Source organism: Nocardia pneumoniae NBRC 100136, assembly GCF_000308755.1.
GTDB classification, from domain to species: domain Bacteria; phylum Actinomycetota; class Actinomycetes; order Mycobacteriales; family Mycobacteriaceae; genus Nocardia; species Nocardia pneumoniae.
In genome coordinates, this window is record NZ_BAGF01000068.1 from 1 (window position 1) to 14,308 (window position 14,308).

The following is a 14,308-nucleotide window of genomic DNA, read 5'->3' on the forward strand; positions in this document are numbered from 1 at the left end:
TCGGCTTCCTGCGCCTCATCCTTGCGATTGCGGTCGGGTAAGTAGCATCCCGAGATCGCTAGTCCGACAATGACGTACTGCCCGGTCCAGCTCCGGATCCAGTCGAGCACACGTTGCTCGGATCGCGGTGCCGTCGTTCGTTCGTTGATGACCAGCATCAGCGGTCACCTCCATCGCGTCCCATACAACCGACCACTCAACGGTATTCGGCGCGATATCCTACGGAACGCGAAAGGCACTGTAAGAGCGGGGGATTGGCGGCACAAGGGCACTATGCGTTCAGCGTGTGGGCAGGGGTCACATGACACCGCGGTATCGGCTGCGGACGCAGCCCTTGGGCCGGTCGAGCTGTCGGCAGGCTCCTTGGGAGATGCCGTGATCCAAGGTGTCCGCAGGGGTCTTGGTGGATGTACCCGACGATGAGGGTTTCCGCGGCCACGACCATGTCCGCACGGAACTCTTGCGGTCCACGGGCACGACTGCAGACCGACGGGCGACGGCCCCAGCTACGCCAGAAGACGCAGCCATCCAGACCGCTGCCTGCGGCGAGGTGGCGATGCGTGCCTGCGCGCCTCAGCTGCGCAACGCGGCCGCCAAATCCGGGTCAACGGAAAACGCTATGGCGATCAGCGATTCAACCAGCAGGTCGATGTGTTGCTCGCGGGAAATAGGCTCCGTGCGCAACCACGTAAGCGTGGTTTCCTCCACGAACGCGATCCACCCACGCATGGCGAGCATGAGCCGCGGATGGTCCGCGTCGGAGATCGGCACCGGGACTTCGGCGAGGATGATGCCGACGATCGCGTCGCGGGTCAGGTCGACCAGGGCCGCCAGGTCGGGGCTGACGCTGGTGGGGCCGCGCAGCAACGCCAGGTATGCGGTGCGGTTCTCGCTGACGTAGTCGATGTAGCGCTCCATCGAGTCGCGCAGCATCGCGGAAATGCCCAGGTTGCGGTCGGGGGCGACGCGCTCGAGCAGTTCGGCGTTGGCGTGGCGGACGATCTCCAGCAGGAAGTCGTGCTTGGTCGGGAAGTAGTGGAACAGCAGGCCGCGGGAGATACCGGCCCGCGCCGCGATCTCGCTGACGGAGATGTCGTCGATGGTGCGCTCGCCGAGCATCTTCGCACCCAGGGTGATCAACTGCTCGCGCCGTTCCTCCGGGCTGAGCCGGGTGCGCTTCGCGGTCTCGTCTCGGCTGATGGTCACCGGATCATCCTACTGAACGCTGCTCAATACACTGTTGACTCGCGCTCAATAGCACCGTAGTCTCGATTATATGAGTCGCAAGGTCACAGACAATGCTGTCGCCGGCCGACCCACACGCCACGCCAGGACGATCATCATCGGCAGCGGGTTCTCGGGTCTGGGTCTGGCCATCCGCCTCGTGAAGGAGGGTCGCAACGACTTCCTCGTGCTGGAGCGCGGCAGCGATGTCGGCGGTACCTGGCGGGACAACACCTACCCCGGCGCCGCGTGCGACGTCCCCTCACACCTGTACTCGTACTCGTTCGCGCTGAATCCGAACTGGTCGCGGTCTTACTCCCGCCAGCGGGAGATCCAGCAGTACATCCAGGACGTGTCCAACCGCTTCGACGTGCGCGACAAGCACATCTTCGATTGCGACGTGACCGGCGCCCGGTGGAACGACGACACCGCGCTTTGGGAGATCGAGTCGACCCAGGGCAGGTTCACCGCGAACACGGTGGTCTCGGCGGTCGGCGCGCTCTGCGAACCCGCCCTGCCGGACATCAAGGGCATCAGCCAGTTCGAAGGCGAGGTCTTCCACTCCGCCCGCTGGAACCACGACGTCGACCTCACCGGCAAGCGGGTCGCCATCATCGGCACCGGCGCGTCGGCCATCCAGATCGTGCCCGCGATCGCCCCGAAAGTCGGCCGCCTGGACGTCTACCAGCGCACCGCGCCGTGGCTGCTGCCGCGCTTCGACCGCCCCTACACCAAGGCCGAGCGGCTCGCCTTCAAGCACATCCCGGGCTTCCAGCGACTGTCCCGCGCGGCCATCTACGCCGCGCGCGAAACACAGGTGGTGGGTCTGGCCAAGGCGCCCGCCCTTATGCAGCTGTTCGAGATGATCGCGAAAGCCAAGTTGCGCTATGAGATTCGCGATCCGCAACTGCGCGCCAAGGTCACGCCGAACTTCCGGATCGGCTGCAAGCGCATGCTGATCTCCAACGACTACTACCCGGCGCTGTCGCGCCCCAACGTCGACGTGATCACCGACGGCATCGCCGAGGTGCGCCGCAACTCGATCGTCACCAAGGACGGCACCGAGCGCGAGATCGACGCGTTGATCGTCGCGACCGGCTTCCACGTCACCGACTCGCCGACCTACGACACGATCGCGGGCCGCGACGGCCGCACCCTCGCGGAAGTGTTCGACGAGATCGGCCAGCAGGGCTACAAGGGCGCCTCGGTCGCCAACTTCCCCAATATGTTCTTCCTGCTCGGCCCGAACGTCGGCCTCGGGCACACGTCGATGGTGTACATGATCGAATCGCAGATCAACTACATCGCCGACGCGCTGGCCACCATCGATCGCCTGGACCTGCGTACCGTGGAAGTGCGCCGCGACGTGCAGGATGCCTACAACGCCGACCTGCAGGCGAAGCTCGGCCGCAGCGTCTGGCTGACCGGCGGGTGCTCGAGCTGGTACCTGGACAAGCACGGCAACAACACCACGCTGTGGCCGGACTTCACCTTCGAATTCCGTCGGCAGACCAGGACATTCGACGTGTCGGCGTACGACATCTCCATTTCTCGATCCGATCTGAAAGCAGTGGCACGGTGAGCAAGGACGCTTACTTCAAGAACAAGGTGTGTGTGATCACGGGGGCGGGCTCCGGGATCGGCCGCGCATTGGCCGAGAATCTGGCCCGGCGCGGCGCCAAACTGGCGCTGTCCGATATCGACGTCGAGGGGCTTGCCGAGACCGTGCGCCGCTGCGAGCAGCTCGGCGCCGAGGTCAAGTCCGACCGGCTGAACGTGGTCGAACGCGAGGCGGTGCTGCTCTACGCCGACGCGGTCAAGGCGCATTTCGGCACGGTCCACCAGGTCTACAACAACGCGGGCATCGCCCACCACGGCGAGGTGCTCCGCTCGGAGTTCAAGGACTTCGAGCGCGTCATGGACGTCGATTTCTGGGGCGTGGTCAACGGCACCAAGGCGTTCCTGCCGATGGTCATCGAATCCGGCGACGGGCACATCGTCAACGTGTCCAGCCTGTTCGGCCTGATCGCGATCCCCGGCCAGAGCGCGTACAACGCGGCGAAGTTCGCGGTGCGCGGCTTCACCGAGTCGCTACGGCAGGAGATGCTGGTCGCGCGGCATCCGGTCAAGGTCACCTGTGTACACCCCGGCGGCATCAAGACCGCCGTGGCGCGCAACGCCACGTATGCCGAAGGCATCGACCCCAAGTCGGCCGCGTCGATGTTCGACAAGAAGCTGGCCATCCACACCGCCGACATGGCGGCGCAGACCATCACCGAAGGCGTGCGCAAGGGTCACGGCCGCGTGCTGATCGGCTGGGAGGCCAAGCTGCTGGACCTGTTCGTCCGGGTGACCGCGTCGGGTTACCAGCGCATCGCGGCCAACGTCGAACGCCGCTTCCTGCCCTGATCCGGATTCGAGGAACATCGTGCGGGACATCGACCTTCCGCTGCCCGTCGCACGGGCGGTACTGAATCCCCTCTTCCGGGTCACGCTCAACAAGCGGTTGCCGTTCTCGATGCAGCGCAGGCTGCTCGACATCGGTTCGCGGGCGCAGCTGCTGCCCGAGGGCAGCATCGTGCATCGGCTGCGCCTGGGCGGCAGGCCCGCGGAGCGGATCAGCTTCGCGGACACCTCCGGCCACGGCGCCGTCCTCTACTTGCACGGCGGCGGCTACGCGGTCGGCTCGACGGCGACGCACCGCTCGCTGGCGGCCCGGCTGGCGCGCGACACCGGCTGCGCGGTCTACGTTCTGGACTACCGCCTCGCGCCGGAGCATCCGTTCCCCGCGGCGCTCGACGACGCCGAGGCCGCGTTCCTGGAGCTGATGGCGAGCGCGGGCTACCACGCGGGGCAGATCGCCGTCTCCGGTGATTCCGCGGGCGGCGGTCTCTCGCTGGCGCTCGCCCAACGCCTGATCGCGCGGCACGGATGCACTCCGGCCGCGCTAGGCCTGATCGCACCGTGGGCGGATCCCAACCAGATCCCCGATCGCCAGCGCGACCTGGTGATCAACAAGCCGTGGTCGCGCGCCTGCGCGGCCGCCTATCTGGGCGACGGGGACCCGGCCGACCCGGGTTACGCGCCACTGACCGGCGAGCTGCGCGGGCTGCCGCCGACCTATGTGCAGGTCGACGTCAGCGAGCTGCTGCACACGCAATGCGTGGATCTGGTCGCCGCGCTGCGGGCGGCGGGCGTGCACGTGCAGTTCACCGAGAGCAAGGGCTTGTGGCACGTCGCACAGCTGCAGGCCGCGCTGGCGGCGCCCGCGGCGGCCGCACTGGGCGAACTCGCCGGATTCCTGCGCGAAGCCATTCAACCCGCGGACCTGCGCGAACTAGGATGAGCAGCGGAGCGGGTCCGTACCGGTCGGTAATGTGCGGGGCCGCTTGCGGTGGTCGACCTCACGGCCCTGGCGCAGGTGTCGTAGATTACTGGCGAGTAAACCCACGTGGAAGGGCACTGATGCGAGAGTTCGAAGTCCCGGCTTCTTACACCATCCCGGATGACGCGAACAATTCCGACAACGTCTTCCGCCATGCCGAGCAGACGCCGAACACGGTGCTGTTCAACGTGCCGAACGGCCGTGGCGGCTGGCAGGACGTCACCGCCGCGGAGTTCGCGACGACCGTCACCGGCGTGGCGAAAGGCCTGATCGCCTCGGGCCTCGACTTCGGCGATCGCGTCGCCATCATGGCCCCCACGCGGTACGAATGGGCTGTCCTCGATTTCGCGATCTGGGCCGCGGGCGGCTGCACCGTCGCGATCTACGACAGCTCCGCCGCCGAGCAGGCCAAGTGGATCCTGCAGGACTCGACCACCAAGCTCCTGATCGTGGACAGCGACAAGCACCGCAAGGTGATCGACGAGATCGAGTCCGGATCGATGCCCGACCTGCGCGAGATCCTGCAGATCGACAAGGGCGCGCTGGACGAGCTGATCAGCCGCGGCGCCGACCTGGACGACCAGGCCGTGCACGACCGTCGCGCCCAGGTCGGCGCGCAGTCGCCCGCCACCCTGATCTACACCTCGGGCACCACCGGCCGCCCCAAGGGCGTCATGCTCACCCACGCGAACCTCTACGCGGAGTCCAAGTCCGACCGGATCGCGCTGCACAAGTACGTCGCCGAGGGCAAGAAGACCCTCATGTTCCTGCCGCTGGCGCACGTCTTCGCCCGCGCCGTCGCGCTGGCCGCGTTCGACGCGAAGGTGATCGTCGCGCACACCGCCGACTGGTCCACCCTGGTCGAGCAGTTCGGCAGCTACCAGCCGCACTTCATCCTCTCGGTGCCCCGCGTGTTCGAGAAGGTGTTCAACAGCGCCAAGCAGAAGGCGCACGACGGCGGCAAGGGCAAGATCTTCGACGCCGCCGCGGACACCGCGATCGCGTGGAGCGAGTCGATCGACAACGGCGGCCCCGGCGTGCTGCTCAAGCTGAAGCACGCGCTGTTCGACAAGCTGGTCTACGCGAAGCTGCGGGCGGCGCTCGGCGGGCAGTGCGAGGCGGCCGTCTCCGGCGGCGGCCCGCTCGGCGCGCGGCTCGGCCACTTCTTCCGCGGCGTCGGCGTGACCATCTACGAGGGCTACGGCCTCACCGAGACCACCGCCGCCATCGCCGTGAACACCCCGGAGCACATCCGGGTCGGCTCCGTCGGACGGCCGATCGAGGGCCACGCCGCCAAGATCGCCGAGGACGGCGAGCTGCTGCTGCGCGGCTCGGTTGTGTTCAGCGGTTACTGGGGCAACGCGGAGGCCACCGAGGACGCCTTCGAGGACGGTTGGTTCAAGACCGGTGACCTCGGCGCCATCGACGCGGACGGCTTCATCACCATCACCGGCCGCAAGAAGGAGATCATCGTCACCGCCGGTGGCAAGAACGTCTCCCCCGCGCTGCTGGAGGACTCGCTGCGGGCGCATCCGCTGATCAGTCAGGTGATGGTGGTCGGCGACGGCCAGCCGTTCATCGGCGCGCTGATCACGCTGGACCCGGAGACGCTGCCCGGCTGGAGGGAACGGCACGGCCTGCCCGCCGACACCCCGATCGACAAGCTGATCGAGCACCCGGAGCTGATCGCCGAGGTGGACGCCGCGGTGGCCGAGACCAACAAGAAGGTCTCGCACGCCGAGCAGATCAAGAAGATCCGTCTGCTGACCATCGACTGGACGCAGGAGACCGGCGAGCTCACCCCGAAGATGTCGCTCAAGCGTGCGGTCGTGATGAAGCAGCACGCCGACGACGTGGCGAAGATCTACAACTGAGCTGGTGTTTCGAAGGGCGCTGTCCGCAAACGATTGCGGACAGCGCCCTTCGCGTTCAAGGAGCTGGAGCAGGCTGCTCGACCCGAATCGGAGCCGACATCGTCGAGGACATCGGAGGTTTGCGATGACGCAATCGGAATGGACACTGCCCGCACGAACACTGCTCAACCGGATCCAGGCAGAGCTGGCGCCACACGACGACGACAACCGCCTTGTCCCGCTGATCGCGGCGGGAACGGCGCCTTTGGCGGTGTTCGCCGCCATCGCCGCCGAGGAATTGCGCATCACCCGTAGCGACTGGCGCAGTGTTCACACGCTGGCCGCACGGGCCGACGAGCCACATGCCCGCGCTTTCTTCACCGCGCTCGCGCCGGGCGAGCAAGAGGCGCACCATTTGCTGGACGGGCTGGTGGCGGCGGCCGGTCCGGACACCGCCGCCGAGCAACCGCGACCGGGCTGCCAGGCGTATCCGGCTTTCATGGCCTGGTTGGCGCTCAACGGCGCCGCCGCCGCGGTCATTGCCGCGTTGTATACGAATCTCGCCGCCTGGGGCCGGTATTGCGGGGAGGTCGCCGCCGCGATGCGCACGTACTACGGCTTCGACGACGACGCGTGCGCGTTCTTCGACTTCTACACCGCCGACGTCCCGGAGATCGAAGCGAAAGCCCTCGCCGCGGTGCAGGCCGGGCTCGATTCCGGACAGCTCGACCCTGACGAAGCCCGGACGTTCGCGCGGCTGTTCCAGAGCTATGAGCTGATGTTCTGGAACACCCTCGCCGACGAATTCGCCGGATAGCGACGGACGGTCGGCGCGGCAGTAGCCTCGAAGCCATGACCGTGCTGCGACTGCGGGTGGTGGCCGGGATCGTCTCGGCGGGACTGACGCTGGGCGTCGCCGAACTGCTCGCGGCCTTCTTCGGTGCGGGTAGCGCACCACTCGATTCCCTTGGCTCGGCCGTGGTCGATCACACGCCCGACGGTCTGCGCGAGTGGGCGATCACCACGTTCGGCACGAACGACAAGGCCGTGCTGTATCTGATCATGGGCGTCGTCGCCGTGATCGTCGCGGGGCTGGCGGGAGCGGTCGAGCGCGGCACACGCGCCGCGGGATCGTGGTTGTTCGTCGCATTCGGGGTGATCGCCGGGGGCGTCGCCATGGCGCGGACCGGCGTCGGCGGGGCACTGCCGACTGTGATCGGCGTCGGCGTCGGCATCTACACGCTGCGCGTGCTGACCCGCAGGATCGACCGGGCAGCACAGCGGTCAGCTGCCGACGAGCAGACCGGTGCGTCACCCTCGGACACCACATCCGCATCCCGGACCGCAGCGGCGGACCGCACAGCGCTCAGCGGACCGGGCAACACCGGCGATGATCTCGGACACGCGCGCGCGGATCACGGTCCGCAGGACTCGGATGCCGCCCGAGCCGCGCACGCCGGACCCGCATCGGCGCCGGATCCGGTAGGCCGACCGGCGGCTCACCCAATATCTGGGCAAGACCGCGAAGAACGGCGGGCCGGAGCCGAATTCGAGAGCTCGGCGGATGCGCAGGCGCACACAACGAGCACGGCCCCCGTCCCGCCGTCCCGGGCAGGGGGCGACGACACCGCTGACGCGCGGAGCTCACGGCGGCAAGTCTTACAGGGGCTGCTGGTTGCGGGGGGCTCGGCCGTGGTCACGGGTGTCGGTGGGCGCCTGCTGGGCGTGCGGCGGCAGGACGTGTCGGGTGAGCGAGCCGCGGTGCAACTGCCGGAGCCGACCGCGCCCGCCGCGCCCGTGGCGCCCGGTGCGGACCTGCGTGTACCCGGGCTGACACCGTATTTGACCTCCAACGACGACTTCTATCGGATCGACACCGCGCTGATCGTGCCGCAGGTGTCCAAGGACGACTGGTCGCTGCGCATCCACGGCATGGTCGACCGGGAAATCCGGCTCGGCTGGGCGGATCTGGCGCATCGGCCGGTCGAGGAACGCCTGATCACCCTGGCTTGCGTGTCCAATCCGGTCGGCGGCGACCTGATCGGCAACGCCCGCTGGCTCGGCTACCGCCTGGACGAGTTACTCGCCGAGGCGGGCCCGCACCCGGACGCCGACATGGTGCTGTCGCACAGCACCGATGGCTGGACCGCGGGCACTCCCCTCGCCGTACTCACCGATGGACGCGACGCCCTGCTCGCGGTCGGCATGAACGGCGAACCCCTTCCCGTGCAACATGGTTACCCGGCCCGGCTGGTCGTGCCGGGCCTCTACGGCTACGTCTCGGCCACCAAATGGGTGACCGAACTCGAAGTCACCCGCTTCGACCGCGCCACCGCCTACTGGACCCGTCGCGGCTGGTCGGCGCTCGGCCCGATCAAGACCGGCACCCGCATCGACACCCCACGCGGCCGCAAACGCCTCGCACCGGGTCGTATCCCCATCGCAGGCGTCGCATGGGCACAGCATCGCGGCATCCGCGCCGTGGAGGTCCAGATCGACGACGGCCCATGGCAACCGACCCGCCTGTCCGACGAACAATCCATCGACACCTGGCGCCAGTGGGTCTTCGAGTGGGACGCCACCGCGGGCCCGCACACCATCCGCGCCCGCGCTACCGACGGCACCGGCGAAACCCAAACCGCCGAACGCCGCGACGTAATCCCCGACGGCGCGACCGGCTACCCCTCTGTCACCGTCCAGGTCGGCTGAGCCCGCCGCCGGAAACCCTCGATGGCGGTTAGCCGCTTTGACGACGCGTGCCGACTCGCGCACCGGCAGTCGATGACGCCCCCACGTCATCCGAGGACAGGGCCCGACTCGGTTGCTCGACTGATCTGGGGAGTGTCTGTTCAACGGCTCTGGTGCACATTCGGTGGTGCCGACGAAAGGGACTTCGATTGCCGGGCCGCCAGTGGTCGGTGCCGGGCGACGATTCCTTCTCGACCCAAGGGCGAAAGTCAGTTGGCCAGACTGATTCGATGGGGGTGGCTTCGGTCCGGGGGTGGATAGTGGCGGTGCGAGAGAAGCGCGGGCCGGGCAGCACACAGGCCGATGTGCCAACCCAGCCTTAAGGGCGTCATAAGCTCGACCGGCGATCGTGGCGGAGTAGGAACGCAGCAGACGAATGGATCCCGATGTCACGCACCGAACACCCCTACAGCGCACAGCCGGGGCATGCTGTCACGCCTCCGATGGCGGCGCCCCGCGCATCGCGCCGCCGACTATGGATCATCCTGCTGATTGTGGGACTGGCCTTCACCACTGCCGCAGCGGGCGCGTTTGTCGCACTGTACTCGGCCAAAACCGGCAAACTCCCCTGGACGAGGTGGACCTACGCCGCCGAAAAAGCGAAGGATCCGTGCTCCCTCATCGACGGCTCGGTGCTACAACAATGGACCGGTGACAGTAGGACCACACAAGATAACTCTCTGGTCGACACATCGTGCACCGAATCGAGCGCCCCGTCCGGCTCCGCTCGATCGGCATCGATCTCCGTCGACGCCTCGGTAGAGCCCGCACAATGGAAAGCCCGCATCGCCTATGACCTCGCGAGAGGCTTCTGGACACTGAAGACCGACATCACCGAGACCACTTCGCATGGTGACCTGCCGAATCTCGGGCAAGAGGCGTACTTCGGGCGCGAGATCATCAGGCACGGCGGGAGCACCTGGGTCACCTATGAGGTCGGCGTCCTCGACGACAACCTCGCAATCGAGGTGACCATCCGCGTCGAATTCCGCCACAACGAGGGCGCCGCACCCGAAACTCCTGCCGATCTCGACGACATCCAGCGGATCACCGAACAGCAGACCCGCCGCGCGATGGACCAACTCCGGCGGTAGCCCGAGTCTGAATAAGCTTCCGATCGACGGCCGGCTGGTCGTCTTGCGGGTTGTCAGAAATCCGTCGGCAATGGCATGCAGCGCGGTCCACCTGGCAGGTCGTACCGATTCGGATGCGATCCGATTGTGTTGTACGGCAGATAGTCTCCCGACTCACCTCAGCTGGCGGCTACATCGGGCCGGGACGACCCGCAACCCCGGATTTCCGGCCGATGCTCTACCCGCGAGCAGCACTTGATTGCCGTCGAGGATGACGTCGTCGATGAATTCGAATCGGGAACGGACACGTTGCGCGGCACGTGTGCGGTGCGGCACGGTGACAGTTATGGGCGGTGGGCTGGACGCAGCGTGGCGGTCTGTGCGCGATTTGCTCGGCGCGGCAGCCAAGGACTACAGCGCCGCCGTCGCCGCAGCGCCCGCGCAGGCCGCCCGTGGCGTCACCGAGACCGTTGCCAGGGTCGTGGATGCCGATGCGGCGAACGGATCGGCTCTGCGGGCCCCATTCTCCGACGTGTCCGGCGGTATCGCCAGCACCGCAACGTCTTCCACCTACGTGCGTGGTCGCGATCTGATCGACGAAGTCGACTACAGCGCACTGCGGCGGGCAAGGGGAACCGGGTCCTTGGGGAGCTACCCGACGTTCGAAGAGATCCAACGGCTGCAAGGATTCGACGGCCCCCTCACCATCGCCACACCGCACGAGGTGGACGCGGCGATCGCCGCGGGCGGGCAAGAGCTGTTCCGGGGGTTCGAGGAGGATAGCTACCTCGACGCCTTCATCGCCGGCCCGGTGCGACCTGGCGGCGGCCCCACCGGATCCGGGACGTATGCCTCGCCGCTGAAGGACGTCGCACTCCACTACGCCGATCCCACCGGCACGCAGGACCTCTCCACACGGCAGGCTCGGGTGGTGCGGATGGCGCTACGCCCCGGTGCCAACAAAATCACTCTCCGCGCACTCCAGTCCGAACGTACCCACACCCTGGCGCAAGTCGAGCGTGAACTACGGGATCTGCGCAATACAGCGGACCGCACGCCCGAGGAGACAGCTCGCTACACCGCGCTGCAGGACAAGGAGCTGGCATTGGCCGACATCGGCCAATACGGCGCCTTGCGCGGCTGGGACGCCATCGACGGATCCGACACCTTCTCGAACAAGGAGTGGGTCGTACTCAACCCGACCGCCCTGTTGATCCAACGCTGAGCACCCACCGCCGGGCACGCTCCGGGTGTGTATCGATATGCCGATCCGGATCGGCCTCGAATGGAGCAGGCTGAGCGGGCTGGTTCGCTGACAGCGCTGTTGCCCCGCAGGCGATATGTGCCTCCGGGGCAACGTGTTCGCGGAGTCAGCTGGTCAGGGAATCGGCGGTTGCCCGGGCCTGTTTCGGTGCCGCCGGGGCGGACTGGCCGCCATGGCGGATGAATAGCGCCGAGGCCAAGACGCCGATCAACAGGATGCCCGCGGGGAGCAAGGTGGACTGGCTCAGCGCGGTGCTGAAGGCGTCCTTCACGAACCCCGGGAGCGGGCCGCCCTGGCCCGCGCCGCCCTCGGCGACCGGACCACCGCCAAGGCCGTTCGCCGTCATCCTGGCCGCGACGAGAGCGCTGATCGCCGCACTGCCGAGCACCGAACCCACCTGGCGGGTGGTGTTGTAGACGCCCGCGCCCGCACCGGCCTGCTGCACCGGCAAGTTATGCGTGGCGGTCGCCGCCAGCGGCGCCCAGATGCAGGCGTTGGCGAATCCGCCCAATGCGGCGGCGGCGAGGAACCAGAACAGCGACGAGTCGGGCTCCATCAGCGCCGAGAAGCAGAACACCGACCCCGCGAACAGACCGAAGCCGACCGTGGGCACCGCCCGCGGGTGCAGCCTGTCGGCGAATCTGCCGATCAGCGGAGCCGCGACACCGGTCACGATCGCCATGGGCGCGAAGACCAAAGCGGACTTGGTCGGCGACATCTCCCGGACGGCTTGCAGATAAAAGTACGCCGGGACCATCAGCGAGGTCACCGCCGCGCCCATCGCGGCGATGGCGATATTGGACAGCGCGAAGTTGCGGTCCCGGAACAAGCCGAGCGGCAGCAGCGGCTCACCGGTGTTGCGCGCCTGGTTGACCACGAACGCCGCGAGCACCAGCACGCCCGCGCCGATCATCAACCAGATCCGCAGGGACCAGTCGTAGCTGTTGCCCTCCTGAATGCCGAACACCAGCAGGAACATGCCCACCCCACTGAGCAGCACGCCCGGAATGTCGAACTTGTGCTCATGCGTCGGCAGCGCGGGCACCAGCCAGACCGCAAGCGCGAAGGCGACCACACCGACCGGCACGTTGACGATGAAGATCCACTCCCAACCGAGACCGTCCACCAGCACGCCGCCGAGGATCGGACCGACCAGCGTGGCCAGTCCCGCGACGCCACCCCACAGGCCCATGGCCGCGCCGCGCCGGTCCGGCGGGAACGTCCTGGTGATCACGGCCATGGTCTGCGGCGTCATCAGCGCGGCGCCGACCCCCTGCGCGGCGCGTGCCGCGATCAGCATCCCGATGCTGCCGGACAAGCCGCACCACAGCGACGCGGCGGTGAACACCGCGAGGCCGATCAGATAGATGTTCTTGGGGCCGAACCGATCACCCAACCTGCCGGTGACCAGCAGCGGCACCGCGTACGTGAGCAGGTAGGCGCTGGTCACCCAGATCACCTGGGAGATGTCGGCGTGCAGGTCGGTCATGATCGCGGGATTGGCGACCGCGACGATCGTCATATCCAGCAGGATCATGAAGAAGCCGACGACCAGCGCGATCAGCGCCAGCCACGGATTGCGTTGGGGTGGCATGTATTCCGTTCCTAACTCGGTTTATCTGAAAGACTCGGTGCGGAGTTCGGCACGGCACCGCCCGGCACGGGTGGCCGCGCGGTACCCGCGGACCATGCGTTGCCGGGTTCGGAGCGCGCGCCGGTCGCGGGATCGAAGTCGTCCCATTCGAGTGCGCCGCTGTCCAATTCGGCGACGAACTCCTTGACCCAGGCCGCTTCGGCGGCGAGGGTGGCCCGCACGAACGGCAGGGCGATCCAGTAGCGGCGGGGGACCTCGTGTTCTTCGGCCCACGCGATCAGCATGTCGGCGTCGGCCAGTTCGGTGTCCAGCTCACCGATCCGTTCGCGCAGCAGCGCGAGCACGTCCGGCTTGGGCAGGTTGTGCAGCTCTCCCAGGGCCACGGGGAAGACCGGATATTCCGGGATGGGTCGCCGCACGATCTCGGCGATACGGTTGCGCAGCGCGTCCGTGCCGCGCGCGGTGATCCGGTAGGTGGTGCGCTCGGGCCGGTTACCCGCCCGGTCGACGCCCTCGGCACGGACCAATTGCTGGTCGGCCAGCCGCGACACGGTGTGGTACAGCGAGCCCGGCCGCACTTTGACCAGCTTGTCCTCCCGCCGGGAGATCAGCGTCTGATACATCTCGTACGGATGCATGGGCCGCTCCTCGAGCAGCGCGAGCACGGCGATCGCCAGCGGTGTCACCGATGGTTGCGCCTGCCCCATGCTTCGTTACCTCCTGGTCGTCCGTCTCAACCGTCAGCCGAGTCCGCGTCTCGCACGCTAGCCCTGGGAACCGACATGCTCCGCGCCGTATATTCCACGTGGAATATACGGCGCGGAACAGTCGGCCGACAAGATCCAGCTGCCGGTGATCGGCCACACATTTCCTGTCCGACAGCTATGCACGACGAGAGGCCACCGAGAACAAGTTCTCGATGGCCTCTCGTTCAGCTCCCGTCGACCCGGCCGACATCGTTGGCGGCCTCTCCAGCGCCTTTGCTGGATGCGGGACTGCTCATAGTCCTCTGTGTCAGGCGGCCCACAGGGCCACAACAAGAACACTAGGTCGAGCACCGCTCGAGGGGCAGTGTCGGAGCCGACAACTTTCGTACGATTTCCGACATCTACTCGGGGTCACGCGGACGGGGTGGCGATGTTCGCGCAGGCGACATCGACGCGCAGA

11 protein-coding genes are annotated in these 14,308 nt (G+C 67.4%); 8 read left to right on the forward strand and 3 right to left on the reverse strand.

Translation table 11 applies throughout. From position 1 onward, the window contains the following. Positions 1–573: 573 nt before the first annotated feature. On the reverse strand, positions 574–1,206 hold the full coding sequence (locus ON34_RS21445) for a TetR/AcrR family transcriptional regulator (RefSeq protein WP_040782155.1): 633 nt from the start codon (positions 1,204–1,206) through the stop codon (positions 574–576). Between the two features lie 70 nt (positions 1,207–1,276). Here ON34_RS21445 and ON34_RS21450 point away from each other — a divergent pair, with 70 nt between their 5' ends. The 8 genes from ON34_RS21450 (at position 1,277) to ON34_RS33715 (ending at position 11,508) form a co-directional block, all read left to right on the forward strand. Next, positions 1,277–2,806: a flavin-containing monooxygenase gene (locus ON34_RS21450; protein WP_040782157.1), complete on the forward strand. Its 1,530-nt coding sequence runs from the start codon at positions 1,277–1,279 to the stop codon at positions 2,804–2,806. After that, a complete protein-coding gene (locus ON34_RS21455) occupies positions 2,803–3,633 on the forward strand; it encodes an SDR family NAD(P)-dependent oxidoreductase (RefSeq protein ID WP_040782160.1) in 831 nt (276 codons plus the stop codon). The genes ON34_RS21450 and ON34_RS21455 overlap by 4 nt, the downstream gene beginning before the upstream one ends. Positions 3,634–3,652: 19 nt before the next feature. Next, positions 3,653–4,570: an alpha/beta hydrolase gene (locus ON34_RS21460; protein ID WP_040782162.1), complete on the forward strand. Its 918-nt coding sequence runs from the start codon at positions 3,653–3,655 to the stop codon at positions 4,568–4,570. A 119-nt stretch (positions 4,571–4,689) separates the two neighbouring features. Then, the gene (locus tag ON34_RS21465; protein ID WP_040782165.1) at positions 4,690–6,483 is read left to right on the forward strand and encodes an AMP-dependent synthetase/ligase; all 1,794 of its coding nucleotides are present in this window, start codon (positions 4,690–4,692) and stop codon (positions 6,481–6,483) included. Positions 6,484–6,607: 124 nt separating this feature from the next. Beyond that, on the forward strand, positions 6,608–7,279 hold the full coding sequence (locus ON34_RS21470; protein WP_040782167.1) for a thiaminase II/PqqC family protein: 672 nt from the start codon (positions 6,608–6,610) through the stop codon (positions 7,277–7,279). A gap of 35 nt (positions 7,280–7,314) precedes the next feature. After that, complete coding sequence (locus ON34_RS21475) at positions 7,315–9,171, forward strand: molybdopterin-dependent oxidoreductase (RefSeq protein WP_051022945.1); 1,857 nt, start codon at positions 7,315–7,317, stop codon at positions 9,169–9,171. Between the two features lie 482 nt (positions 9,172–9,653). Beyond that, entirely contained in the window at positions 9,654–10,304 is a 651-nt protein-coding gene (locus ON34_RS21480) for a hypothetical protein (RefSeq protein WP_040782170.1), read from the forward strand. Between the two features lie 316 nt (positions 10,305–10,620). Further along, on the forward strand, positions 10,621–11,508 hold the full coding sequence (locus ON34_RS33715; RefSeq protein WP_157172369.1) for a hypothetical protein: 888 nt from the start codon (positions 10,621–10,623) through the stop codon (positions 11,506–11,508). Between the two features lie 145 nt (positions 11,509–11,653). On the opposite strand, the gene ON34_RS21490 is transcribed toward ON34_RS33715, so the two are convergent. Then, a complete protein-coding gene (locus ON34_RS21490) occupies positions 11,654–13,141 on the reverse strand; it encodes a DHA2 family efflux MFS transporter permease subunit (RefSeq protein WP_040782175.1) in 1,488 nt (495 codons plus the stop codon). Between the two features lie 11 nt (positions 13,142–13,152). Further along, the gene (locus tag ON34_RS21495; RefSeq protein WP_083889611.1) at positions 13,153–13,848 is read right to left on the reverse strand and encodes a PadR family transcriptional regulator; all 696 of its coding nucleotides are present in this window, start codon (positions 13,846–13,848) and stop codon (positions 13,153–13,155) included. Positions 13,849–14,308 lie beyond the last annotated feature (460 nt).

What these genes read in the sequence shown, in the direction of transcription:
- ON34_RS21470 (WP_040782167.1), top strand. Translation starts at nt 6,608, where the DNA reads ATGACGCAATCGGAATGGACACTGCCCGCACGAACACTGCTCAACCGG.
- ON34_RS21490 (WP_040782175.1), bottom strand. Translation starts at nt 13,141, where the DNA reads ATGCCACCCCAACGCAATCCGTGGCTGGCGCTGATCGCGCTGGTCGTC.
- ON34_RS21480 (WP_040782170.1), top strand. Translation starts at nt 9,654, where the DNA reads ATGGCGGCGCCCCGCGCATCGCGCCGCCGACTATGGATCATCCTGCTG.
- ON34_RS21495 (WP_083889611.1), bottom strand. Translation starts at nt 13,848, where the DNA reads ATGGGGCAGGCGCAACCATCGGTGACACCGCTGGCGATCGCCGTGCTC.
- ON34_RS21465 (WP_040782165.1), top strand. Translation starts at nt 4,690, where the DNA reads ATGCGAGAGTTCGAAGTCCCGGCTTCTTACACCATCCCGGATGACGCG.
- ON34_RS21475 (WP_051022945.1), top strand. Translation starts at nt 7,315, where the DNA reads ATGACCGTGCTGCGACTGCGGGTGGTGGCCGGGATCGTCTCGGCGGGA.
- ON34_RS21450 (WP_040782157.1), top strand. Translation starts at nt 1,277, where the DNA reads ATGAGTCGCAAGGTCACAGACAATGCTGTCGCCGGCCGACCCACACGC.